The 25,682-nt window shown below is 51.7% G+C and carries 21 protein-coding genes; 7 read left to right on the top strand and 14 right to left on the bottom strand.

Features of this window, described 5'->3' with window-relative positions; genetic code table 11:
• Positions 1–127: 127 nt before the first annotated feature.
• From DEV76_RS19615 to queG, 3 genes are all read right to left on the bottom strand, one after another.
• Positions 128–709, bottom strand: a complete 582-nt coding sequence (locus tag DEV76_RS19615; protein WP_109699619.1) for an RICIN domain-containing protein — start codon at positions 707–709, stop codon at positions 128–130.
• Positions 670–1,983 (bottom strand): DUF3472 domain-containing protein, encoded by a 1,314-nt coding sequence (locus tag DEV76_RS19620; RefSeq protein ID WP_198652134.1) that lies wholly within the window; start codon positions 1,981–1,983, stop codon positions 670–672. The genes DEV76_RS19615 and DEV76_RS19620 overlap by 40 nt, the downstream gene beginning before the upstream one ends.
• A 174-nt stretch (positions 1,984–2,157) precedes the next feature.
• Entirely contained in the window at positions 2,158–3,093 is a 936-nt protein-coding gene (queG, locus tag DEV76_RS19625) for a tRNA epoxyqueuosine(34) reductase QueG (RefSeq protein ID WP_109699621.1), read from the bottom strand.
• A gap of 163 nt (positions 3,094–3,256) precedes the next feature.
• On the opposite strand from queG, the gene DEV76_RS19630 reads away from it, so the two are divergent.
• Together DEV76_RS19630 and DEV76_RS19635 are read left to right on the top strand one after the other, a co-directional pair.
• Positions 3,257–5,275, top strand: a complete 2,019-nt coding sequence (locus DEV76_RS19630) for a DUF3857 domain-containing protein (protein WP_109699622.1) — start codon at positions 3,257–3,259, stop codon at positions 5,273–5,275.
• Positions 5,272–7,191: a DUF3857 domain-containing protein gene (locus DEV76_RS19635; protein WP_109699623.1), complete on the top strand. Its 1,920-nt coding sequence runs from the start codon at positions 5,272–5,274 to the stop codon at positions 7,189–7,191. Before DEV76_RS19630 ends, DEV76_RS19635 begins: the two co-directional genes overlap by 4 nt.
• Positions 7,192–7,248: 57 nt before the next feature.
• Here DEV76_RS19635 and DEV76_RS19640 read toward each other — a convergent pair whose 3' ends face one another.
• Entirely contained in the window at positions 7,249–8,508 is a 1,260-nt protein-coding gene (locus tag DEV76_RS19640) for an OmpA family protein (RefSeq protein WP_109699624.1), read from the bottom strand.
• A 289-nt stretch (positions 8,509–8,797) separates the two neighbouring features.
• On the opposite strand from DEV76_RS19640, the gene clpB reads away from it, so the two are divergent.
• Positions 8,798–11,398 carry an ATP-dependent chaperone ClpB gene (gene clpB / locus DEV76_RS19645; protein ID WP_109699625.1) on the top strand — a complete coding sequence of 867 codons (2,601 nt, stop codon included), beginning with the start codon at positions 8,798–8,800 and terminating at the stop codon, positions 11,396–11,398.
• 343 nt (positions 11,399–11,741) lie between these two features.
• Positions 11,742–12,227: a nucleoside deaminase gene (locus DEV76_RS19655; protein WP_109699627.1), complete on the top strand. Its 486-nt coding sequence runs from the start codon at positions 11,742–11,744 to the stop codon at positions 12,225–12,227.
• On the opposite strand, the gene DEV76_RS19660 is transcribed toward DEV76_RS19655, so the two are convergent.
• The 4 genes from DEV76_RS19660 to DEV76_RS19675 form a co-directional block, all read right to left on the bottom strand.
• Positions 12,221–12,571: an anti-sigma factor family protein gene (locus tag DEV76_RS19660; RefSeq protein ID WP_109699628.1), complete on the bottom strand. Its 351-nt coding sequence runs from the start codon at positions 12,569–12,571 to the stop codon at positions 12,221–12,223. The genes DEV76_RS19655 and DEV76_RS19660 overlap by 7 nt on opposite strands.
• Positions 12,572–12,602: 31 nt before the next feature.
• The gene (locus DEV76_RS19665) at positions 12,603–13,181 is read right to left on the bottom strand and encodes an RNA polymerase sigma factor (RefSeq protein WP_109699629.1); all 579 of its coding nucleotides are present in this window, start codon (positions 13,179–13,181) and stop codon (positions 12,603–12,605) included.
• 71 nt (positions 13,182–13,252) lie between these two features.
• Positions 13,253–14,272, bottom strand: coding sequence for a tetratricopeptide repeat protein (locus DEV76_RS19670; protein WP_157963004.1), 1,020 nt, complete (start codon positions 14,270–14,272; stop codon positions 13,253–13,255).
• Positions 14,273–14,339: 67 nt separating this feature from the next.
• On the bottom strand, positions 14,340–14,888 hold the full coding sequence (locus DEV76_RS19675; protein WP_109699631.1) for a sigma-70 RNA polymerase sigma factor region 4 domain-containing protein: 549 nt from the start codon (positions 14,886–14,888) through the stop codon (positions 14,340–14,342).
• Positions 14,889–14,961: 73 nt separating this feature from the next.
• Between DEV76_RS19675 and DEV76_RS19680 the strand changes: the two genes are divergently transcribed.
• Complete coding sequence (locus DEV76_RS19680) at positions 14,962–15,726, top strand: C40 family peptidase (protein WP_109699632.1); 765 nt, start codon at positions 14,962–14,964, stop codon at positions 15,724–15,726.
• Between the two features lie 74 nt (positions 15,727–15,800).
• Here DEV76_RS19680 and DEV76_RS19685 read toward each other — a convergent pair whose 3' ends face one another.
• The 5 genes from DEV76_RS19685 to purE all read right to left on the bottom strand — a co-directional run bounded on the left by DEV76_RS19685 (position 15,801) and on the right by purE (position 21,792).
• Entirely contained in the window at positions 15,801–18,272 is a 2,472-nt protein-coding gene (locus DEV76_RS19685; RefSeq protein WP_109699633.1) for a hypothetical protein, read from the bottom strand.
• Between the two features lie 657 nt (positions 18,273–18,929).
• Positions 18,930–19,472 carry an inorganic diphosphatase gene (locus DEV76_RS19690; protein ID WP_109699634.1) on the bottom strand — a complete coding sequence of 181 codons (543 nt, stop codon included), beginning with the start codon at positions 19,470–19,472 and terminating at the stop codon, positions 18,930–18,932.
• A gap of 161 nt (positions 19,473–19,633) precedes the next feature.
• Entirely contained in the window at positions 19,634–20,101 is a 468-nt protein-coding gene (locus DEV76_RS19695; RefSeq protein ID WP_109699635.1) for a DUF4878 domain-containing protein, read from the bottom strand.
• Positions 20,102–20,193: 92 nt separating this feature from the next.
• The gene (locus DEV76_RS19700) at positions 20,194–21,234 is read right to left on the bottom strand and encodes a PhoH family protein (protein WP_109699636.1); all 1,041 of its coding nucleotides are present in this window, start codon (positions 21,232–21,234) and stop codon (positions 20,194–20,196) included.
• Between the two features lie 102 nt (positions 21,235–21,336).
• Positions 21,337–21,792, bottom strand: coding sequence for a 5-(carboxyamino)imidazole ribonucleotide mutase (gene purE, locus DEV76_RS19705; protein WP_109699637.1), 456 nt, complete (start codon positions 21,790–21,792; stop codon positions 21,337–21,339).
• A gap of 221 nt (positions 21,793–22,013) precedes the next feature.
• Here purE and DEV76_RS19710 point away from each other — a divergent pair, with 221 nt between their 5' ends.
• Together DEV76_RS19710 and DEV76_RS19715 are read left to right on the top strand one after the other, a co-directional pair.
• Complete coding sequence (locus DEV76_RS19710; protein WP_109699638.1) at positions 22,014–24,623, top strand: PAS domain-containing protein; 2,610 nt, start codon at positions 22,014–22,016, stop codon at positions 24,621–24,623.
• Positions 24,624–24,630: 7 nt separating this feature from the next.
• The gene (locus DEV76_RS19715) at positions 24,631–25,023 is read left to right on the top strand and encodes a response regulator (protein ID WP_109699639.1); all 393 of its coding nucleotides are present in this window, start codon (positions 24,631–24,633) and stop codon (positions 25,021–25,023) included.
• Here the strand turns inward: DEV76_RS19715 and rpe are convergent.
• On the bottom strand, positions 25,004–25,681 hold the full coding sequence (gene rpe / locus DEV76_RS19720) for a ribulose-phosphate 3-epimerase (RefSeq protein WP_232826996.1): 678 nt from the start codon (positions 25,679–25,681) through the stop codon (positions 25,004–25,006). The two genes, DEV76_RS19715 and rpe, sit on opposite strands and share 20 nt — an antisense overlap.
• Between the last annotated feature and the right edge of the window lies 1 nt (position 25,682).

A 25,682-nucleotide genomic window follows, 5' to 3' on the forward strand; every position in this document is an offset into this window, starting at 1 on the left:
AATATAGACAATTAATCATGGGTTTCCGAGTGTAGTGTCTTGTTACCATAGATAGTTACTGGCCAGAATATTAATAAAAAACCCGTCACTTGCAGCGACGGGCCAATCCCAAAATAAGTAATGCAGTTTATTGTTTCACAAACCGCTCCTGCAACGCCCCATATTTCAAAAGATATACCCCTGCAGGCAACGCTGCCACATCGATTTTTGTTTCTGCCTGGGCGGTTTTCTCCACTTTTACCACGGCGCCCGTCATACTAAAAATCTTCACATCCTGCTTGGGTGTAAAGTTGGCCGCAGGTATGCGCACGGTGAGCATATTGCTGACGGGGTTGGGAGAAAGCTCCAGTTGCAGCACTTCCTCTTTCCCGGAGGAGAACTTGCGGGCAGCGGAAGTGCCCTGGTCTTCCAGCACCCAGCGTTGATTCGGGGAGCCGGTAGTACCGTTGGCAGGGTAGAGGATCATCCGCGTGCCATCTGCTGTGCTGCTGCCTGGATTGTCGATGATGTATTGATTGCTCATGCTGCTGCGCAGGAGGTATTCACCATTACCGGCGGATACCAGCTGCCATTGCTGGTTGATGTTGGTAGAAACGGTGTACTGGATGAGCTGTACCCCGGCGGTCTGGTTACTGTTCGCCACATCGATGGCCTTGGTGCTGTTGCGGTTCACCAGTTGGTACGCGCTCCCTGCGGTACAAACTTCCACTGGAGGTGGTTGCCGGTGCCGTTGGTATATTGGGCGATGTAGGCCAGGTTGGCCGTGCCTGCGTTCTCTACCGCCAGGTATTTACCACTGTGAACATTCCGGATCTTGTACCAGTTGCCCGTTACACCGCCGCCCCCGCTACCGGCCGTGAAAGTGGTGGTTACCGGCGCTGCTGCCACACCGAATATATCCGTTACCGTAACCCTTGCTGTGTAAGTGCCTGCAGCGAGCGTACCGCTTATGATGGCACTGCGCTTCTGGGGCAATACTTCTTCCGAGGTCAGTACCACGCTGCTGCTTCCATTGAGGATCTCTACTTTTGAGCTGAGCTGTGGACTGCGGGTGTTGCTGTTCGTCCAGTTAACAGTGGTGTTGCCGCTGCTGTAGGTGGCGCTTACGCTGGTGGTAAGGGCTGTGGTGAGTGTGGGTGCGGTTCCCTGTCCGGTTTGGTCGGGCAGCGTGAGGGTGCGCCCGGTACCGAAGGCCGCGCTGGGTGTTACATTGCCGCCATGTTCCATGAAGTGAGCATCTTCCGTGGCATCGAACCCGGCGTTGAAGGCACGGTCGTAAATACCGTTACGCCCTGCATCGTTGGCATTGGCGCTGAAGTAGCGGCTGGTAGATTTCTGCCATACCCCGCTGGTATGAAGGTTCCAGCAGTCTTTAAAGAAAGCTTTGCGTACGAAGCGGCCATCGAAACGGGGGTCGGTACCTACCCAGTTTTCCATAAATGCACCGCTGCCGGAGCCAAGGAAAGTAGTGCGCTCGGGGATAGCCAGGGTACTGGTATGGAACCATTGCTGGGTGCTGCCGTTTTGGATGAATGTGCCGATGAACAGCTCTCCGTTCCGCTTCCAGGAGCGGATCACAAAGGTATACCACACGTTCAGCTGCCAGTTGTAGGGATTGATGGTTTTTGCCCCATCACCCTCTCCGCCGAAGCGGCTGTAAATAGTGCCGGCTCCGAGGTAAGCCTGCCGGGCAAAGATGTTGCCTGCCGTATTCGGGTCCCACTGCGAAGCAATGAGGATCTTGGACGAGCCGGATGAGCTGTCCGGCGTGTGTTGCAGTCCTGCATACCCGCCTGCCCAGTTAAACACGGAGAAGTACGACGTGTACGCCGTTTGGGTGATTTTAACTTTCTGCAGTTTCAGCACTGCATCGGAAGGGAAACTGTACACCAGGTGCTGGGAAGGCGCGGCGTTGCTGGATTGCGCACGGGCGCCGGCGAATGGGAGGCTCAGGGCCGCCAGGAACAATAAGAGTAGTCGCATGATGAAAGCGATTTTGATTTGATACATGAAACACACGGTAGCTGTCTCACTGCCGAAAAGCTACAACGCCCGGGGCGCGGTGTCATAGCAGGCGGGTTTTAAATGACAGTTGTATGTCAGGATGGGAGGGAGGAGTCCGTTTTGATACGGCTGCCGCTACATTGGTATGACAATTCAGAGAGATGGGGGGCGCAAGAATTGGAGGTTTCTCCGGATACCGGCGTATTTACTCCGCTTCAGCGGACTTTTCCGGAAGATGCGTTTAAACTCCTCTTCCGTCAGCTCTTCCCATTGCGAAGTACTGAAGTTCAATATTTCGGGGATGGGGGCGAAAGAGGCTTCTTCGTTGGCTTTGGCGAACCGGTTCCAGGGGCAAACGTCCTGGCAGATGTCGCAGCCAAACATCCAGTCGGCAAACTGGCCCTGCATTTTGTCGGGGATGAGGGCGTCCTTCAGTTCAATGGTGTAATAGGAGATGCACCGGCTGCCGTCTACCACGGTAGGAGAAACGAGGGCTCCGGTAGGACAGGCATCCAGGCACCGGGTGCAGCTGCCGCAATAGTCGCCTGCGGCGCTGTCGTACACAAAAGGGATATCTACAATGAGGGTGGCGATGAAGAAGAAGGAACCAGCCTGTTTGTGGATGATATTACCGTTTTTGCCGATCCATCCCAGTCCGCTTTTCTGCGCCCAGGCGCGTTCCAGCACGGGGGCGGAATCCACGAACCCGCGGCCCTGCACATCGCCCCATTCTTCTCGCATGCGGAACAGGAGGGTGTTGAGCTTTTCACGGATCACTTCATGGTAATCGGCCCCATAGGCGTATTTGGCTACCTGCGGTGCGTCTGGCCGCTGCTGTTGCGCGGGGAAGTAATTGAGGAGGAGGGTGATCACTGAATGGGCGCCGTCTACCAGCAGCCGGGGATCAATGCGTTTGTCGAAGTAGTTCTCCATATACCGCATTTCTCCGTGCATGCCTTTCTGCAGCCATGCCTCCAGGCGGAAGGCATCGTCGCTCAGCTGTTCGGCCTTTGCGATACCGCAATGGTTGAACCCAAGCTCACGGGCCAGCTGCTTTACGAACACGGTATTTTTCTCCAGTTGCTGCATGCAGCCGCAAAATTACACTTTTCCCGGGCGGTTGTTATGCAATCGGAGGGTTTTATGCATCTCTAAGGCGTGAACCGGGAATATTTTGCCGGAAAAAAGGTTCCGGACCGGAAAAAGTATAATTTTATCGTCAATTTCAACCCGTATACCTAAGACTACTGTAATGCAACGAAAAATTGCCCTTTTAATCCCCGCCCTGCTGATGTGGGCCTGTTTGCTCACCGCCCAGGATAAAACACCCGTTAAATACGGAAAAGTAAGCCCTGAAGATTTTAAAACCCGTTACGATATCGATACCGGCGCAGCAGCAGTTGTGCTGGCCGACGTAGGCTCCTCTGAGTTCGAATCCGGCCGGGAGTGGTTTATACAGGTATTCAAAAAGCACCGCCGCGTACACATCCTCCGCAAAAGCGCCTACGACGAGGCCAATGTGAGCATCGATCTGCATTACCAGGGTGCCGCAGAAGAATCGCTGGCTAACCTCAAAGCCACCGCCTATAACCTCGAAAATGGTAAAGTGGTGGAAACCAAACTGGAAAGCAAGGCCGTTTTCACCGAGAAGCTGAACCGCAATACCATCCGCAAAAAATTCACCCTTCCGGCAGTTCGCGAAGGCACCATCATTGAATATTCCTACACAATTAATTCCGAATTCCCTACCTACCTGCGCCCCTGGGCCTTCCAGGAAGTAGGCATGCCGGTACTGTGGAGCGAATATGAGGTATCGCTGCCGGAATACTACGAATACATCTTCCTCAGCCAGGGTTATAACAGTTTTCACATCAAAAACGCGAAAGACGGCCGGCGCACTTTCAGCTTCAACATGGATGGCGCTTCAGCTTCTTCCGCCTCGCGCCACGTATCCGTTACCCCCGGGGTTACCACCCACCGCTGGGTAATGAAGGATGTGCCGCCCCTGAAAGAGGAAAGCTTTGTGACCACGCTGGCCAATCACATCAGTTACATCGAGTTCCAGCTGTCTGCCATCCGCTTCCCTGAAACGCCGGTGCGTCCTATCATGACCACATGGCCGAAATTCATGGAGGAGATGGGTAAGGATGAAGACTATACCGGAGAACTGGCAAAGAGTAATAACTTCCTGGAAGATGAAGTAAAACGTCTCACTAACGGCGCAAAGAACGAGAAAGAAAAAGCAGACCGCATCTATGCATTTGTGCGTGATCAGTTCACCTGTACCGATCATTCCGCCATATGGAAGAGCCAGTCGCTCAAAACCACTTTTACGAAGAAAAACGGCAATGTGTCCGACATCAATATCCTGCTCACGGCAATGCTGCGCGAAGCTAAACTGAACGCTAACCCGGTATTGCTGAGCACGCGCAGCCATGGTAAAATGTATGCGATGTACCCCATCCGCAACAAGCTCAACTACACCATCGTTAGTGTTGAGGCCGACGGCGAAGAAGTGTTCCTCGATGCCACCCGCCCCTTCCTCGGCTTTGGCAAACTGCATGCTTCCTGTTATAACGGTGCTGCAAGGAAAGTGAACGAAACGGCCGATCTGCTGATGTTTGAAGCGGATTCACTATTTGAAAGATCCGTAGCCGGCGTGTTCATCTCTCCCGATGATAAAGGTCAGCTGATCGGCCACTTCCAGCGGCAATACACTTTCTTCGAATCGTATGATGCCCGCGCCCGCATACGGGAAAAAGGACAGGACGTATTCTTTAAAGACCTCGCAAAAGGATTTGTGGCAGACATTGAATTATCAAACGGAAAGCTGGGTGAGCTGGACGATTTCGGGAAGCAGCTGGTGGTAGACTACGACTTTAAGCTGAACAATGCAGACGAAAGCGGTATGATATACCTCAGTCCCATGTTCTCCGAATCTATGCGCAGCAACCCCTTTAAGTCAACAGACCGTACATACCCGATCGAAATGCCTTCGGTAACGGATTACAATTATACCTTAACGCTCAAACTGCCCGAAGACTGCACATTTGAAGAGGTTCCCAAATCCACCATCGTTAAGTTTAACGACGGGGAAGGCATCTTCCAGTTTCTCGTGCAACAGAACGGGAACGATCTCATGATGCGCTCACGCCTGAAGTTTACCCGCGCCCTCTACGATGCGGAAGAATACCAGCCACTCCGCGAGTTCTTCGACGTAGTGGTAAAGAAACACGCAGAACAGCTTGTCATCAAGAAGAAAAAAGCATGATCCGGATACTGACCATATTAACAGGCCTGCTGGCCACCATGAACACTTTTGCGGCAGATCCGCAATACCCCGTGAGCGCTATCCCTGCCGGACTGCTCAAAGACGCCATCGCTGTACAGCGCGAAGAAGTGCTGACCGTTAAGATCGTGGATACCCGCGATGTACGGATGGTACACAGGGTGGTAGTTACCATCCTGAATGAGAACGGCGATAAGTTCGGCGGGCTCAGCGAAGGGTACGATAAATACCGGGAGATAAAAGACATCAGCGGGGTGCTGTACGATTCACAGGGCAATCAGCTCCGTAAACTGAAGCAGAGTGAGATCCGCGACGGTAGCGCCGTGAGCGATAATAACCTCATGGATGATAACCGCATCAAAACGCATCATTTCTATCACAAAGTATATCCGTACACTGTGGCTTATGAAGTGGAGTACCGGCATCGCTTTACGGCCAGCCTGCCCAACTGGGTGCCACAGGGTGGTTACCAGTATGCAGTAGAGCAAAGCCGCCTCGAAGTAAGCGTTCCGGAAGACTACGACCTGCGCTACAGGCAGTACCGCTATATTGGCGAACCTGCAAAACGTACAGAGAAAGGATCCAAAGTGCTGACCTGGGAAGTGAAGAACCTCCCTGCACTCACAAAAGAGCAGTTTACAGGCCCGTGGCGGGAACAAACCACCGTTGTGTACCTCGCGCCCAGCCGCTTCTCATTTGCCGCGTACGATGGCAGTATGAGCACCTGGGAGGATTTTGCGCGGTTCCAGAATGTGCTCAACGAAGGCCGGGGCGTATTGCCCGATAATATTAAGGCCGTAGTAGCTAAAACCATTGCCGGTGCAACCACTGATGCAGACAAGATCCGCCTGCTGTACAACTATATGCAGCAAAATACCCGGTACATCAGTATTCAGCTGGGCATCGGCGGCTGGCAGCCTTTTGATGCAGCCTATGTGGCCGCTAAAGGTTACGGCGACTGTAAAGCACTTTCCAACTACATGAAAGCTCTGCTGGCCGAAGCCGGCATCCGCTCGCATTACACCCTCGTGAAAGCGGGGGAAGGGGCTAATGATTTCATAGAAGACTTTACGGTAGATCAATTCAACCACATCATCCTTTGTGTACCCGGCATAAAAGATACCACGTGGCTGGAATGCACCAGTCAAACCGCTCCGGCAGGCTACCTGGGCAGTTTCACGAACGACAGGCCCGTATTGCTCGTAACCGAAACCGGAGGCAAACTGGTACGCACGCCCATATACACCGCGGCCCAGAACCTGCAGCTCCGCAACATCGTTGCTGAGGCCGATGAGGCAGGTAACCTGAAAGTAGCCTGTAAAACAAAATACACCGGCCTGCAGCAGGACGATTACCACAGTCTGATGAGTTACCTCAGTAAAGAAAAGCAGCTGGAGTATGTGAAAGGCCGCCTCAGCCTGCCCAGTTTCGATATCCGTCAGCTGGATTATAAAGCCCGTCCCGATGCGTGGCCCGTTCCGGAAATTGAGGAGTCGCTGGATCTGACGGTGCCTAACTACGCTTCTGTAACCGGCAAACGGCTGTTCATCACCCCTAACATCCTTAACCGCCATCAGGGAAAGCTAACGGCTGAATCGGCCCGTAAGTCTGATATTTATATCCGCACGCCTTACAGGGATGCCGATACCGTAGAGATTGCCGTGCCTGCAGGCTACCAGCCCGAAGCAATGTTTCCCGAAGTAAAGCTGAGCACTCGCTTTGGTTCGTATTATGCGAAGGTTACGGTAGAGGGTAATAAGATCCGATACATCCGGCAGGTCGAGATGAAAGCGGGGAGGTACCCCGCAGCAGAGTATCCGGCGCTGGAAGATTTCCTGAATCAAATGTACAAGTCCGACCGAAGCAGAGTAGTGCTGGTCAAAAAGGAAGCATCATAAAAAGCAAAGGGCGCCCATAAACGGGCGCCCTTCTCATGTATGTACTTTTTGCATTACTTACTTTTCACGTACGCTGACGGATATACGCCTGTCGAGCTTCCTTTCTTCATCCGGCGCATCGGCAGCAGCTTTAGCAAACTGGCTGCCATACCCTTCGGCGCCCTGCAGCTGTACGGGCTTCACGTTGGCGGCAGATAGCGCTGTTACCACTGAGGTGGCGCGTTCCTGCGAAAGTTGCAGGTTCTTCTTCGCATCGCCGGTAGCGTCGGTATATCCTCCAATCTTAATCTTCGCTTTGGGGAAAGCGTTGAGGATGGCAGCGAGGTTATCGATCTGCGCCTGGCTTTCCTGCGTGATCTGCGCAGAGCCTGTGTGGAAGTTCAGGTTATCGAAATCGAACCATACATCTTTCCCAGGCACCGCATTCGGGTCCTGCAGGAATTGCACCAGCTTATCTTCGATACCGCCTTTATAGGCATCGAGTACCTTGCCATCCGGCAACGTTACTTTGATGGATTCGCGGGCAACCGGGGCAGCGGGTGCGGCAGGCACGGTTTCCTGTGTAACTACCAGGCTGTCCTGTTGTGTCACGCCCATGGTATCCTTTTTATCACCACATCCTCTCAGTAGCCACCATAGCAGGAGGGTAGCCGCAATAGCGATAATGAGGTAGGTAACCCATTTGCCACCGCCGGGAGCACCTTCTTCCGGACGGTGCCCAACGGTATGGGCTGCACTTTTTAAGTTGCCGGTGAGGGCAGATAGTTTGTTGCCGATATCACCCAGGCTGCCTACGCCCAGCAGGCTGGCAAGGCCCAGGCCCGAAGGCACGGCAGCAAGGATTTTATCTTTCTGGCTGTTCAGCAGTTCGAGGATGCCGGATGCACCCAGTCCGGCAGATTCAGCATGCTTACCGATAACTCCCAGCGAAGCAGGAGCAGCAGTTTGCAGCAATGTGTCGGCCGATTGCGGACGGATGCCCGCGTAGGATGCAATTGCGCCCGCCATACTGGGGGCATTACTGCCGAAGAGGGTCCGCAGATAGTCGGAGCCTTTTGCCAACAGGCCTGCGGGAAGCCCGCCGCCAAGGTCGGAAACCTGGGTAAAGGAGGAACCCGCCGCGTCTTTGATCATACTCACCAGTCCGCCCGCATCTCCCGATCCCGCTTTCTGAAGCAGTCCGGTTAGGATGGCGGGAACAATGCCGCCCATGGCTTTTTGCACGCCGGCTTCGCTTTCACCCAGCTGTGCAGCCGCTTTACCGGCAAAATCATTGTTGAACAGATTTCTGAGGGTCTCTATGAGGTCAAACGCCATAAAAGAGTGTTTTGGTGATGATGGATTTCGGATGTAACTGATTTATAACACTTAACTCACTCCACAGTTCATTACGACCGGGTCATTAACACTTCGAGCCACGCAAGACCTTCAAAATGAAATAAATAGACAAAATAGCAGGTATTTTACATATAAACTGAAATTAATGCAGTTCAGGAAGGTTGGGGCTGTCAACCTGACGGATAATGATGCCTTGGTTCGGGATTTGATCAACCTGAACAAATCAAAAATCCAATCGTTAACCTAAAAGGAGTAAAAGTAGCAATATATGAATCTGAATAATTTCACCATCAAGTCCCAGGAAACGCTGCAACAGGCACAGCAGCTGGCTTTTAATCACCGTAACTCGGCGATTGAAACCGGCCATATCCTCAAAGCATTACTGCAGGACGAAGATAACAGTATAGAATACCTGCTGAAGAAGAACGATGTGAACACAAGTTTCCTCGATGGTAAGCTCAATGAGCAGATCCAGGGATACGCCACTATCGGCAGCGGGGAAGGCGGGCAGGTGCTGAGCCGGGATGCGAATAACGCTATCCTTCGTGCAGGCTCCAGCATTAAAGAGTTCAAAGATGAATTTGTAAGCGTGGAGCACCTGCTGCTGGGTTTACTCGGCGGCAGCGACGATACCGCCAAGCTCCTGAAGAATGCAGGACTTACCGAGAAAGGCCTTAAAGCCGCACTTACAGAACTCCGCAAAGGAGGTACGGTAAACAGCCAGACGGCCGACGCCACCTATAACTCCCTCGAGAAATATGCCAAGAACCTGAACGAACTGGCCCGCGCCGGTAAGCTCGATCCCGTGATCGGGCGCGATGAGGAAATCCGCAGGACCCTGCACATCCTCAGCCGCCGTTCCAAAAACAACCCCATCCTCGTAGGGGAACCGGGTGTTGGTAAAACCGCTATCGCAGAAGGGCTCGCACACCGTATTATTAACGGAGACGTGCCCGATAACCTGCACAGCAAAATCATTTACGCCCTCGATATGGGTGCGCTCATGGCAGGCGCCAAATACCGCGGTGAGTTCGAAGAAAGACTCAAAGCCGTGGTGAAAGAAGTTGCCGATTCTAACGGCGATATCATCCTCTTCATTGACGAGATCCACACCCTCATTGGTGCGGGTGCGATGGAAGGAGCCATGGACGCCGCCAATATCCTCAAGCCTGCACTGGCAAGAGGAGAGCTTCGCGCCATCGGTGCCACCACCCTTAACGAATACCAGAAGTATTTCGAAAAGGATAAAGCCCTCGAACGCAGGTTCCAGAAAGTATTTATCGATGAACCTTCTACTGATGATGCCATTTCCATCCTCCGCGGACTGAAAGAGCGTTACGAGAACCACCACCACGTGCTGATCCGCGACGAAGCGATCATCGCCGCCGTGGAACTTTCTCACCGGTATATTACCGACCGCTTTTTACCCGACAAGGCCATTGACCTCATCGATGAAAGCGCCGCCAAGCTCCGGCTGGAAATGAACTCCATGCCCGAAGAACTGGATGAACTGGAACGCCGCATCCGCCAGCTCGAAATTGAGCGGGAAGCGATTAAAAGGGAAAACGACGAAGATAAACTCCGTGAACTGGGCGCAGAAATAGCCCGGCTGGGAGAAGAAAGGAACACCTTCAAATCGAAATGGCAGCAGGAGAAAGAACTGGTAGATAAAGTGCAGAACGCCAAAGCCGCCATCGAACATCTGAAGCTCGAAGCCGAACAGGCAGAACGCAACGGTGATTTCGGCAAAGTAGCCGAGATCCGTTACGGTAAAATAAAAGAACAGGAGCAACTGGTAGCCGGCCTCACCGCCGAGCTGGCCAATATCTCCTCCAATAATAAACGCCTGCTGAAAGAAGAAGTGGATGCGGAAGATATAGCCGAGAACGTGGCCAAAGCCACCGGCATCCCCGTAGCCAAAATGATGCAGAGCGAAAAGGATAAACTGCTGCAGCTGGAAGATGAGCTGCATAAGCGCGTGGTAGGGCAGGACGAAGCCATTGTGGCCGTAGCCGATGCTATCCGCCGCAGCCGCGCAGGGCTCAATGATCCCCGCAGGCCCATCGGCTCATTCATCTTCCTCGGTACTACCGGTGTCGGTAAAACGGAGCTGGCCAAAGCACTGGCCGATTACCTGTTCGACGATGAAGGGATGATGACCAGGATCGATATGTCCGAATACCAGGAGAAACACGCCGTAAGCCGCCTCGTAGGCGCGCCTCCGGGATATGTAGGGTACGATGAAGGCGGCCAGCTCACGGAAGCCGTACGCCGGAAACCCTACAGCGTGGTGCTGCTCGATGAGATCGAGAAAGCACACCCCGATACATTCAATATCCTGCTCCAGGTACTCGACGATGGACGGCTCACCGACAACAAAGGCCGTGTGGTGAATTTCAAGAACACCATCATCATCATGACCAGCAATATGGGCAGCCATATCATCCAGGAAAACTTTGAGAAAATCAACGAAGGGAACAAGGAAGAAGTGGTAGACAGGACGAAGAATGAAGTGATGAATCTGCTGAAACAGACCATCCGTCCGGAGTTCTTAAACCGTGTGGATGAAGTGATTATGTTCCAGCCGCTCATGCGCTCCGAAGTACGTGGAATTATTAACATACAATTACAACAATTGAAGGAGCTGGTAGCGAAGAATGGCATGATATTGGAATTCTCTGAGTATGCGCTTGACTACCTGGCAGAACAGGGTTATGATCCACAGTTTGGTGCAAGGCCGCTGAAGCGCCTGATCCAGAAAGAGATTGTAAACCTGCTGAGCAAGAAAATCCTGGGTGGAGAAATAGATAAATCGAAGCCCGTTCTTGTAGATGTGTTTGACAATGTGGTAGTGATCCGCAATAATTAACAAGTCATTTCTAATACGACGATATACAGTTACAGGTAAAGGCCCGGATGAATCCTCATCCGGGATTTTTTTTGCTCCTAATACGCATTAGTAAAACTAACAAATTAATATTAGTTATAATCTAATATAGTGGTTATCTTGTGCCCGTCAAAACAACGAACTACCCGCTGGTTCTGCGGCAAGCGATTGCTCCCTGTACAACCGGGGAGGAAGATTGTGTAGTCAGGATTATGGGGGTTAAAAGGCCTACAGGAAGGGCGCAGGGCAGGCTCTGCGTCTTCCCCTGTACGGTTGCGGCGTGCATAAAGTCCTGAAATCCGTACATTTGGATAAAACCAGGCATATGTACCCGATCGGAGAAAGAGAAAAGAAGTTCATGGCGATGGCGGTGGAATTATCCGCCCGCGGTATGCGAAGCGGAGAAGGCGGGCCCTTTGGCTCCATTGTGGTGAGGGGAGATGAAGTGGTGGGGGAAGGGTGGAACCAGGTACTCACCCATAACGACCCTACGGCACATGCCGAAGTAGTGGCTATCCGCGATGCCTGCCAGCGCCTGGGCACTTTCCAGCTCACGGATTGTGAGATATTTACCTCCTGCGAACCCTGCCCCATGTGCTTCGGGGCTATCTACTGGGCACGCCCGCAAAGGGTATTCTTCGCCAATACAAAAGAGGAAGCTGCCGCCATACAATTCGACGATTCATTTATTTATCACGAACTGGAATTGCCTTACGGCGATAAGAAGATCCCTTTCATCCCCATGCCTGAAGAATCGGCCAGGGAAGTGTTCCGGGAATGGGCGGATAAATCCGACAGGAAGCTTTACTGACGGGCAAAATGGTAGATCCACCAAAGTGCGATGGCCATAAAAAGGATGACCAGGGATACAATCACAATGTAGAGGTAATAGTTCTCCTTCTTCTTCCGGCGGTTTTTCCGGCGGAGGGTATGTAATACATTCCATTTAGCCTGCCGCAGCCATCCGGGGATCTGATCTTTCCGGGAAATGGCAGACAATCCTTCCACAGCTTCAGCACACATCTCGCAGTCCTGCATATGCATTTCTACTTCGTGCCTTTCACTGGCGCCCAGTTCACCTTTGACGTAAGCCATCAGCTTGTCCTGTGAGGGACAGGCAGTTTCGGTGAATATGTCGGCAAAATGATCGTTCATATCTGTTGGGTAGCGTTACCTGCAATGCAAGTTAACGCATATTTTTACTGTACTTTTCCAATAATATTTTAAGGTTGCGTTTTCCGTTCTGGATGTAGCTTTTTACCTGTCCGGAGTTAAACCCGGTTATGTCGGATATTTCCTGGTAGCTTTTCTTCTCAAGGTAAAACATACGGACGGTGGTAGCCTGTTCACTGTTCAGTTCTCCCAATGCCCGTTCCATATTATCCAGCATCTGATCTTTTTGCAGATGGGGTTTATGGTTCAGATCTTCCTGCTGCGCCACACCCGGCACCTGGTCTTCTTTCAACTCCAGATCTTTCTTATGCCGTAACTGCATCAGGCAGTGGTTTTTGGCTACCTGGTAAATCCAGGCCTTGAAGTAGATCACTTCATGCCGGTGTACTTCAGAAAGTACTTTCAGGAATATCTGCTGCACACTGTCGCGCGCATCTTCTTCATTCTTGAGATACTTCATGCAAAGGCCCAGGAGCAGCAGGGCGTACCTGTCGAACAGGACGCCGATCCACTCGGTGTTGCCGTCGGCTTTATACCGGATGAGCAGTTCCTGATCACTCAGGTTTTGATATTGGTCGGAGGATAGATGCACGTTTTTACAATAGCGTTCTCAAATGAGATGCATAGGTAAACAAATTCCATAAAAGTTTCAAGAAAGGAACATCAATTCATGTTGTTGAGTTCCGTTTGCGCCTGTGATTTCAGGGTGCTTTCGGAATTGGCCAGCTCGCGCAGCAGCCTGCGGGCTTTGCCTTTCTGGCCTTTTGCACGGTAGCAGATGGCCATCTGGTAGCGGGCACGCTCTGAATACTTGCCCTTGTCAGACAGTTTGCGGAACTGGTTGATGGCCTCACCGTAATCTCCCTGCTGCTGGTATTGCATGGCACTGCGGAACAGATAGTCGTCGCCGTTAGCAGGTTTTGCAGGTTCAGTCTTCGCGGGTGCATCATTTTCTTTTTCTTCACTGGCAGCACGCGTAACCTCGGGAGCTTTTTCTTTCGGCGCTTCTTTCTGTGGTTCTTTGGGTGTTTCGGCTGCAGGTGGCGGGGCAGGAGCCTGTACAATTTGTTTACGCGCATTGGTGTCGGCAGGCTGCACTTTGGGCAGGGCACTGTCTTTCACGGGCTTCTTCTTCTGTGCGGTATCGGTTTTTAATGCAACGGGTATTGTTGCGCGGGAAGTATCGCGGGTACTGTACTTCGTTTGCATTACGAGGGGCTGCTGTTGCTGTTGTTGAGGTGTTTCCTGTGCGGTAATCTGATAATCGCCCAGCGCTGCCCCTTTGGGAGCGGGCAATACCAGCGCATCTGCAGTACGCATAGGAAGTGTAGAGAGTGGTGGTCTGTGTTTCAGGTGCTGCTGCAATGCAAAAACACTGCCTCCGCCGATGGCGAGAAACACGATGGTCCAGAAGTAAGACTGCGCGCTGTCGGCAAAGCTGCGCGAGGTTTTGTGATGCATGGGCTGCTGCAGCTTCTGCAGGCGTACCGCAGGCTGTGTACCGGCTGCATATTCCCGCAGGATGTATTGGCTGAGCTGCTGGCTCAGCTGCTGGTACGATTCAATGTTGGCCGTGTTTTCCAGTGTGGTGAGGGCATCGTTGCAAAGGTCGCAATCGATGAGGTGATGTTCTACCAGGTGCTGTTCCACTTCGGTCATCTGGCCGAGATGGTAACGGCGCATCTGATCCCTGTTCAGACATCGAACGGGGGTAAAGATCCGGATGATCCTTTCCTGTCTTGAAGAATTACTATTCATATGCCGCCTCTTTCATAAAACCGGCAACCATCTGACGGATGCCTCTGAGCCGCTCCCTGATCTGGGCGGGAGCAGTGTTCCGCCTGCGGGCTATTTCCCGCAGTGTAATATGTTCCAGATAGAATTCGTTCAGCAACTCCGAATCTTCCGGGATAAGCCTTCCCAAAGCATTTTCGAGCCGTACCGCAAGGGCGGTTTTCTCGATGGGATTGCTGCCTGCCTGCTCGATCCGGTATTCCAGTTCGCGCACAGCCGGCTGGGGGCCGCTGCCCTTGCGGATTTTGCCAAAATACTGCTGAACTGTTCCATGTATGGTATCATTCATTTTACCGGTAGCACCCTGCATTTGGTTATACAGGCGCACGGTAAGGTCAGGGAAAACGGTATCTGCAGGATGCTGGGCATCAAGCCCGGGCAAACAAACCGCCACCAGGAGGTGACTATAACGTTCTAATAGCACCCCTGCGGCTTCCCTCTCCCGGAATTTCCGGAACCGGAGAAGCAGTTCCTTATCACTGAGGTTATTTAACTGAAGATGCATATATTCTTATACTATATTTACGTAAATCCGGCTCAAAAGTTCATCGGGCCTACATATTATTTAAACAATTAACATGCCATTAGCCATTACAATTGTGCCCGTAATGCCCCTCCGGGCAGAGCCATCTCACCGCAGCGAAATGATTTCCCAGGCCGTGTTCGGGGAATGTCTTGAAACAGAGAGCATTACGGCAGACGGATGGGTGAAAGTGAAAATGCAGTACGATGGTTATGAAGGCTGGGTTACCCAATCCCACCTCGAAACAATTCCACAGTCGTTATACGATTCCGCGGCCACTCATGTGGTTACCGGCTGGCAGGCCACACTGCAGCTTAACGGCAGGCCAGTACGGGTGCCTTACGGCAGTTTATTGAAAATGGGGGAAGGAACATGGGGAAAAGTTTCCGTGGCCGGCAACGAGGGTATTAGCCCGTTTAAGGTAGTTCCTGCGCCCCGGAACGCCTGGGAGGGCATAGCCATGGAATATCTCAATACAGCCTATTTATGGGGTGGGAAAACGGTATTCGGAACAGACTGTTCCGGCTTTACCCAAACCGTGTATAAAATTCTCGGCATACCGTTGTTTAGAGATGCATACCAGCAGGCAGGCCAGGGCGAAACAGTAAACCTCCTGCAGGAAGTACTCCCCGGCGATCTCGCTTTCTTCGATAACCCGGAAGGGCGAATTACCCACGTAGGCATCCTGCTTAACGATCAGCAGATCATCCACGCATCCGGAAAAGTGCGCATCGATCCGGTGGATAATCAGGGTATAGTTAATGCTGATACAGGCGAGCGCACCCATCAGCTGAGGATCATCAAACGTTTATTTGCCTGATATTCAGCAATGTTAAATAAAAAGCCCCCGTGCAGTCAGTGCAGGGGGCTTACTGTATATAAGAGAGTAGCCTGTTAACGCCTTGCGCGGATCTGCTCCGGCTGTCCGCTGGTACGGATCTCCAGTTTCACATCGGCACCGTTCTCACCGGAATATTTCCCGTCGAATACAATTTCATTAGCACCTTTGGCTAACACGGGTAATGGTTTGCTCAACTCGATGGTTTGCAGCAACTGCCATTGGCGGTTGAACAGCTGAACCGTTTTGCCATCACATTTCAGGAACTGATTCCTTTTTAAACTTACCGGCAGCACCAGCGCATCCTGGCTGTTGATACCAATGGATATCTGGTCGAAGGTTACATCCGGGTCAGATTCTTTAGTGGCTGCAAGCGTGATCATAAAGGATACCGGCTGGGTCTCTGCCTGGTTATTATACTTAAATGAGGAGAACACGGGTTCTCCGGGCTGTTTCAATTGCTGGGTGTGTTTGAAATAGGCATTGTATACCGGTGTTAAACGGTATTCATTGTTTGTAGTTTGTTCGAGGTGAAACTCATGCTTTAGACTGCGCATCTGCGCTTTCTGCTCATCATTGAAGATGTTTTGCATACGTGCCTGCTCCCAGGTTTTGATCAGTGCCAGCACCTCATCTTTCTTACCGTGTTTCTGCAACGTTTCCAGGCTGGTGGAAAGACCGAAGCCGGCATTGTACCCTGCGCCCATGGCCAGCATCCACTCAATGTCTTCCGTCGTAGTTTCCGGACGGAGGCTGAACCAGCCCAGCATGGAAGGCATCAGGTTGCGAACATAGAACTGCTGGTTTTTGAGGCGTAACTGCAGCTGGCTTTCACGGAATCCGGCATACCAGGGCTCTCCCCAGTTCATGCGTGTATATGTATGCCAGAAGAAGTGGCCGGGTGTACTGGCATCATTGATCACTTTACCTTTAAGTTCTGGTGAAAGTTTGTTGTACCAGGTTTGGGCAAACAGCTGGCGGGCATATTGTCCCATACCGGTAGAGTGGCAGCCTTCCAGGCCATCGAAAGAAATCTGCATGAGGCCGGTTTCGTTGAACAGGCGGGCAATGGTGGTAGCCATTTCTTCCTGCAACGCATAATCGGTAAGGAATACTTTGTATCCATGATCCATCAGTTTACCGATGGTATCGTTCTGTGCATGTGCGGCCGCTTTAGTGCCGAAAGCCCCCCGCTGGCATTCGAGCAGTTTCCAGGGCGCTGCTCCGGAAACCTTGCCGTACCGGATTATTTCATTCCCTATCATCACGGCCTTCAGTGTATTGTTTTCGAACTGGTTGAAGAAAAGGGGATCAGCAATCGCGATTTCCTTTTCCTCAGCGCTAACAGCGGAACTGAGGCGGGAATAGCCGACTTTCGCCAGCCGTGCATCAGGTACCGGCGTTACATAAGGATCGTTAGTGGTGATGAAGTTAGACAGGGTATGTACACCAAGGCGAACACCTTTCGCTTTTGCAGCATCAACACATTGGCGCATACTGGCCCAGTTTTCCGGGAACTCGGAGGCGCGCAGTTTAAAGCTGCCCCATTCCACGAACGGATCGCCATGATAGAGGTAGCGGAGGCCTGCCTGCTTGGTGACCGCAATAGCATCCGCGAGGTTTTTGGTACCGAAGTCCATAATCAGGTACGATTCTGATGCATGGCGGGCTTGTTTCCCCCAAACACCGTCGAGCATCGGGTGAGGCAGTCCTTCTTTCAGTTCTATCTGCGCGATGACAGGCAGCACATCCGCATTGGGAACACCAAATAGTGCGATCTTACTGCCAACCACCCCTCCGTCATTGAATGCAGGTGCCAGGTAAGCGGTATGCGCCCAGTTCTCAATCACCCTGTCTTTCCCCCGGTTACGGCAATACGCCTGTAAAACTGAACCAAAGGGGGTAGGACGGGCCACATCACCCCTGAACAACTGGCTTTGCATATCTTCTTCCTTCACATCCACTTTGTTGCCACTGGTAAAAATGTCGTAAGATGGTTCTATATCGCTTTCCGCATTGGGGTAGCCGCCCAGTGTTTTAATATTCAGCGCCTGAATGCCAATGGCGAATTCCCTGTTACGCACCACACCAACTATTTCCCCTACGGTATCGGCTATGCTGGTAGGATAGGGGCCCCAGAGTACGAGTTCCGCTTTGTCGGCATTTGTCAGTTGCGTAAGCTCGAAACGCAGGTATTGATCGTTGCGCTGCACTTTTACGGTAGCTTCAAAACCTGCCTGCGGATAAGCCAGTTTCAGCTCCGATTGCTTCGCATTCCATATGCAGGTTTGCGGAGCGTGGATGGTACCATCCTTTTTGACGCTCATCAATGGAGTGGCCTGGTCTGCCACCAGATATTCCTTTTGCAGCGCCAGGCTTTTCATGCTGGTTACCTTACCGGTACCGTCCAGCTGGAGGCTCCATTGCTTCGTTTTAAAACTTACCTGGGCCCGCGCCGGGAATGCGGTGGCGCCTGTTAATACTGCCAGGCAAAAAAACAGCTGGCTGATAAAACGTCTTTTTTGCATTTCAATATGTTTACGCGGAATAGTTGATCCGGATGAAGCGTACAAGGTAGGGCAGGTATGTCTGTTGATACTACAGCAGTTTTAACTTTAATTGCCGTTTTATTTGCCTTGTCCACCTGCTGATATAACAAAAAAGCAGGTTGGATGTTGTGTAATTGGCTAATTATCAATATAATAGGCTTGTTTAATGGGTTCATGTATCAGCCTGTCGGGGCTGTACTTTAAAGATTCTTCGGATAAAGACTTCATGCATATTGCAGGAAGTTGGGGGGTAAAAGCTCCCGGAGCGTAACCTAATTGCGGGCTAAACTTACGCTAATCGCGCTGTAATCGCGCTGTAATCGCGCTGTAATCGCGCTGCAATCGCGCTGCAATCGCGCTGCAATCGCGCTGTAACTGCGCTGCAATCGCGCTGTAACTATACGTTATCTGTACACTAACTGTACTGTAACCATACGCTAACTGTACTAAAACACTATTGGCGTAGCAATAGCGTAGAATTCTTGTAGCAGGAGGCAGTATATGATACAGAACTGATGGTTTTAGCAACAGCTGGGGGATATGGGGGTATGGGTGTAGGTTGATTTACAGTTACTTAGATAAGGAAAGCCCGTACCGGTATAACCGGAACGGGCTTATATATTTTTCCGCAGGAAATTATTGCTGGGTAAAAGTAGTGTTATACAGCTCAAATGCTTCACGGATGATTTCTTCCGCTTTAGCCTTGTTTCCGAATTCTTCCACTTTCACGGATTTCTTTTCCAGGGTTTTGTATTCTTCGAAGAAGTGACGGATCTCGCTCAGGAGGTGCGGGGGCAGCTCGGAGATGTCGTTGATGTGTGCTACGCTCATATCGTGCGCCGCCACGGCAATGATCTTGTCATCTGCCTCACCACCGTCGATCATCTGCATAACACCGATCACTTTGGCATCCATGATACACATGGGTACTACTTCGATCTGGGAAAGGATGAGGATGTCGAGCGGGTCATTATCGTCGCAGTATGTTTTCGGGATGAAACCGTAGTTGGCTGGGTAGTATACGGAGGAGTACAGCACACGGTCGAGTTTCAGGAGGCCGCTTTCTTTGTCGAGTTCATACTTGGCACGTGAGCCTTTGGGGATCTCGATAATGCCGGTTACCACGTGGGGAGCATTGTCGCCGGGGCTTACACTATGCCATGGATTCGTTGTCGTCATTCAATCTTGCTTTAAAAAAATATTATATCAATCACGTTTACTGTCCGGGTTAAAATGAAGAACGGGTTGAAGGTCAACCCGGTCAGACAAGAAATTCCCGGTTTGTTCAGTGCGCAAAATTAATGAACAAACCGGGAATAGCTATAAAAAAATACCTGAAATCATTTCATGGCGGCAGTATCCAGTGGTCCCGGAACTACGGGGGGCATACCATTCATGTCCATCGTTCCGGGGGGAACGGAGGTTGGCAGGATGCTTTCGAGGGTCAGGGAGATCTTCCACTGTCCGCCTTCCTTCACGAGCTGGAGCGTTTCCTGGGAGCTGACGGAGGAGTTCAGAATGGTAACGGTCGCTTTGTCGCCGTCTTCTTTCTGATTGATCACTTCCAGTTTGGCGTTTTTGATCTTTTCTTTCTCATTTTCATTGCGTTTGCCGTCGAAAATGGAATAGAGCAGGATCACCTGTTGGGACTCTTTCGTGGCGTATTCTTTGGCACGTTCGAAGTTCGATTCCTGGATAGCGTGCATAAACTCCAAGGCAACCTCCTGCGGCTCGGGTTTTTTCTTGCAGCTGCTCAGCGCAAGGCCCGAAACGCACATAAGGTATATAAATCGCCTGTAATAGCTCATGTGGTTGATAGGTTAGTGTTATAATGTCTTACCGCAAAAGTAGAAGGAATCCTCCAATTGCACAACTTACAACAATGGCTGTTAAGGCCGTGTTAATTGTGATCCTTCTGTTTGTGGTCCTTATGGTCTTTGTGATGATGTTCCCGGTTGTTTTCCCTTTCCTTTTCGCGTTCTTCTTCCTGCGCTGCGGAAGCGTCGTAAGCCCTGATGATGGCTTTAACGAGGCGGTGGCGTACCACATCTTCCTCATCCAGCTCCAGGTACCCGATACCATCGATGTTCCGGAGGATGCGGGCCGCTTTGCCCAGTCCGCTTTTCTGGTTCTTGGGAAGGTCTACCTGCGTTAAGTCGCCGGTAATAATCGCCTTAGCCGATGAGCCGATACGTGTCAGGAACATCTTCATCTGCAGATCCGTCGAGTTCTGGGCCTCGTCGAGCAGGATGAAGGCATTGTCGAGCGTGCGGCCGCGCATATACGCCAGCGGGGCAATCTCAATAATGCGGTTGGTCATGAAGTAATTGAGCTTGTCTGCCGGGATCATATCATCCAGGGCATCGTACAGGGGGCGGAGGTAAGGGTCAATCTTTTCCTTCAGGTCGCCCGGCAGGAATCCGAGGCTTTCACCGGCTTCCACTGCGGGGCGTGTGAGGATGATCTTACGTACTGCCTTGTTTTTGAGAGCGCGGACGGCAAGGGCAACAGCGGTATAGGTTTTACCGGTACCGGCGGGGCCAATGGCAAAAACGATGTCGTTCTTGTCGGCCAGGGTCACCATTTTCTTCTGATTGGCCGTTTTGGCACGTACTGTACGGCCGTTGGGGCCAAAAACAAGTACTTCGTTGGGGTTGCGGTCCTTGAAGTGATCTATTCCTGAGCCTTCTTCCTCTCCCAGGATCTGCTCAAAATAGTTTTCGCTGAGGTCCCCGTTCTTCTCGAGGTAACTAACGATCTGACTGATCTTTTCGCGTGCTGTCGCTACTTCTTCGGGCGCGCCCGAGATTTTCAGTTGCGTGCCCCGGCTGAGGATCTTCAGTAAAGGGAACTTTTTCTTCAGTAAGTCCAGCTTTCCGTTGTTGACGCCGAAAAACTCGATAGGATTTACGCTGTCCAGGTTAATGATGGATTCTGTCAAGTGCGGTTCAATTTAATCTTGTCCATAGTTTCGGAATCTGAACAGTGCGCCGGGAGAAAACGGCGGGCGGTCTTCGCCCGCCGTATCTTATCAGAGACTGGATCAGATCCGGTATCCGTTCTGTTTGAACGCTTCTACGCGTTCTGCGATTTGCTTGTTGCTGAGGGCAATGATGCGCGCAGCCAGTACTGCTGCGTTACGTGCACCCGCTTTACCAACCGCCAGGGTACCAACAGGCAGGCCTGCAGGCATCTGTACAATAGAATAAAGCGCGTCAATACCACCGGGTAAACCACCGTCCAGGGGAACACCCAGAACAGGGAGGGAGGTATAGGCCGATACTACGCCGGGCAATGCCGCAGCCATACCAGCAGCAGCAATAATCACGCCGTAGCCCTGAGGCTGCGCGTTAACAACGATTTCGCGAACCTTGTCAGGATTGCGGTGAGCCGATGCCACCATCATTTCGCTTTCAATGCCAAAGAACTGTAAATAGTTCTGGGATTCCTGCATTACGGGTTTGTCGCTTTCCGACCCCATGATAATTAAAACTTTCATCTCGGTGTTTGAGTATTAATCTGCTATAAGTTAACGTAAAAAAGGAACTAATGTTTCCTGCGCCAAAGATATTATAAACGAGGCAATCCAAGACATTCATCACGTGTGAAATTTTTTATAACACTTTATCCCCCGTTTTTACCACCCTGATAGCGGAAATTTGTGTAATATATTAACTACATTTGGCGGATCAACTAGCCTATGCGTAACAGTCCCGCTGCATGAACCATCCCTTGCTGACACAGGTAATCGAAGCTCTTCCTGATCCCGTAGCCGTGTTCGACACCCAGTTGAACCTCGTTACGGTAAACAGCGCTTTCTCCGAAGAAAGCTGCCGCCACCTGGGCTATGCCCTCAAGGCGGGAGACAGCCTGCGCCAGCTGGCAGACCTTCATCCCAACCTGGCCATGCAGTCTATGTCCCACTGGCAGGCCGCCCTCAGCGGTCACCGCGTAGCTTTTGAGCTTTCCTACGGCCAGCCGCCCCTCCGCTACCAGATCTCCTGCAGCCCCCTTTATAATGAACAGAAAGAGGTGTTCCAGGTAATGATGGTTATCCGTAACGTACAGGCCGAAACAGAAGTGCGTGAAAATGAACGGTTTTTCCGTTCCGTCCTCGAAAACCTCCCCGTAGGCCTCCAGGAATTCACGCCCGAAGGCTGGCACCGTAACATGAACGAGGCACAGAAAAGCATCCTCGGGGATGATCATGCCTCCAATACCGGTCCCTATAATGTGTTCGACGACCCCTTCAATCGCCGCAACGGCCTCACCGCCCTGCTTGATGAAGTGAAACAGCACAAGGAGCCCGTGAAGCGTGAAATGCTCCTGAAATACACGGAGGTACAGGACGATAACGTAACACGCATCCAGCCCATGTATTACGAAGTCACCGGCTTCCCCGTGCTCGACCTTCAGGGCGATATCGAATGCCTGTTCATCATCCTCAGCGAAATCACTGAAAAGAAACTGGCGGTGCTCAGCCTCGAAAAAAGCGAGCGCCTTCTCCATACCATCGTCGAAAACCTGCCGGTTGGCTATATCCAGTTCGATCACTTCGGTTTCATCCGCCGCGTCAATCAAACCCAGCGGAAACTCTTCGCCAGCACCGGCCTCGAAGAGCAGCCAGACAGTAACCTCATCCAGGACCCCTTCGCCCGGCTCTTTGAACTCGACCAGCTGTTCCTCGAAGTACTGCAAAGGGGCAAGATGCTCCGGCTCGAAAAGAAACTGGAGTTCCAGGTTCATACCGGCGCCGGTAAAATCGACCGGGAGATCTTCCTCGACCTTACCATGTTCCCGGTAGAAGACCCGGTAGATAAAGACCAGATCGTGGTAGCCCTGGTAAACGATATCACGGAAAAGAAACGCCAGGAGCTGGAGAACACCAAGAACCAGGAATCCCTCGTACAAACCGGGGAAATAGGTAAGATCGGTGGCTGGGAACTGGACATGGCTTCGCGGCACCTGCGGTGGAGCGGCCAAACCTACAAGATTCACGAACTGCCGCCCTATGCTACCATGTCGCTGGAAAAGTCGCTTTCCTTCCTCGAAGAGGAATCGCGCGGCAGGGTAGAGCAGGCCATGACAGCCTGCATGAACAGGGGCAAAGCTTTTGACCTGCAGGTAACCATTCAGACGGCGCGCAACAATACCCTTCAGGCCCGCATCATCGGCAAGCCTGAATACCGGAACGGCCGCATCGTGCGTATCTATGGCGTGATTCAGGATGTTACGGAACAGTTCCGTATCCGCAACCAGCTCACCCGCAACGCGGAACTCATGCGCCTCTTCTTTGACACCATTGATATGGGATATGCCGTGATGGATAAAGACGGCAAGGTGAATTTCATCAACCGCAAAGCGCAGGAAATTGTGGATCATGGCAAAGTAATCGGGCGCAACATATTTGAAGTTTTCCCCTCGCTGGTTGGCTCCACTTTCCATGCACGTGTGCGCCAGTGCATTGATGCGCAGGCGCCGGTATCGTTCTCCAACTTCCTCCCGCAGCTGGACAAATGGTACGAGTTCCTGCTGGCGCCCATGCAAGACGGCAGCATTTCTATCTTTACACGCAATATTACCGACAGCAAAAAGATGCAGCGCGAGCTGCGGAAGGCCAACGATCAGCTGTCGTCGCTCAATAAATTCCTCGTTAACCAGAACAAGCAGCTGGAAGATTTCGCGCATATCACCTCCCACAACCTCCGCGCGCCTATCGCTAACCTGAAGGCGCTCATGCAGATCATGAATGAGTCGGATAACGAGCAGGAGCAGGAGATGTACAAGGGCATGTTCCAGGAAGTGATCCGCAATATCGATGAAACGCTCAACGACCTCATCGAGATCGTGCAGATCCGGAAAGATCTGAACGTGGAAAGGGAAACGCTGGCTTTCGCCGACCGCCTGCAGAAAGTGAAGGATATCTTACTGGTAGATATGGAAACGAGCGGCATCCGGCTCACGGCCGATTTTGGGGAGGCGCCGCATATCGATTACCCGCGTATTTACCTCGACAGCATCCTGCAGAACCTGCTGACGAACGCCATCAAATACCGCTCGCACGACCGCCGGCCGAGCCTCCATCTCCAAAGCCGGGCGGTAGACGGGGGAATTATGCTTACCGCCGAAGATAATGGCATGGGAATAGACATGGAGCGGTATGGCGCAAAACTGTTCGGATTCCGAAAAACATTTCATAAAAACAAGGATGCCAAGGGAATAGGTTTGTTTATCACCAAAACCCAGATAGAAGCGATGGGAGGAAGCATACACGCAGAAAGCCAGCTGGGCGCAGGAACGAAATTTATTATTACCTTCAGGCCCGAATAGCTAATCTATGAAGCCGCTACAATCGATCTTTATAGTAGACGATGACCCCATTCACCAGCAGATCACGGAGATTATGCTGGAACGACTGAGGATCGCTGATAAAGTCTCCAAATTCTCAGATGCCCAGGATGTGCTCGATCACATCCGGCTAAATGCCGCAGATCCATCCGGCCTGCCGGACCTCATCCTGCTGGATCTCAATATGCCTGTAATGGACGGATGGGAATTCCTGGAAGTATTTGCGGAACTGCGGTACCAGCTCTCCAAACCCGTTCGGATATACGTGCTTACCTCTTCCATCGACGAAAGAGACCGCCAGCGGGTAGATCAGTTCGATTTTGTGTCAGGATACCTGACCAAACCGCTTACCAACGATATTATTATGGCATTATTACCGTAACCGGCTGCCGCAGCTCGCGGATAGTTGCTGCCGGGTCGGGAGAAGAGAAAACGGTATTGCCAGCTACCAGCACATCGGCACCGGCTTCTACCACCAGCGCGGCGTTTTGTGTAGTGATGCCCCCATCTACCTCAATCAGTGCAGACGATCCTGTTCTGCGGATCATTTCACGCACCTGTCTTAGTTTGATGTAAGTCTGTTCAATGAAATGCTGCCCGCCAAAACCGGGGTTCACACTCATGATGAGCACGAGGTCTACGTCAGCAATGATATTTTCCAGTTCACTTACCGGGGTATGAGGGTTGAGGGCCACTCCGGCTTTCATGCCCAGTCCTTTGATCTGCTGGATGTTACGGTGCAGGTGGCGGCAGGCTTCGATATGAACGGTCAGGTAATCTGCTCCCGCTTTAGCGAAAGCTTCAGCATATTTCTCCGGCTCCTCGATCATGAGGTGCACGTCATTCACTTTCTTAGATACTTTTGTAACAGCCGAGATCACCGGCAGCCCGAAGCTGATGTTGGGCACAAAGCGGCCATCCATCACATCGAGGTGCAGCCAGTCGGCATGGCTGGCATTGATCATTTCCACATCTTTTCCGATTTCCAGGAAATTGGCGGCAAGCAGGCTGGGAGCAATAAGCGGTATTTTCTTTTCCAAT

The organism is Chitinophaga deserti (assembly GCF_003149455.1).
Lineage (GTDB): Bacteria > Bacteroidota > Bacteroidia > Chitinophagales > Chitinophagaceae > Chitinophaga > Chitinophaga deserti.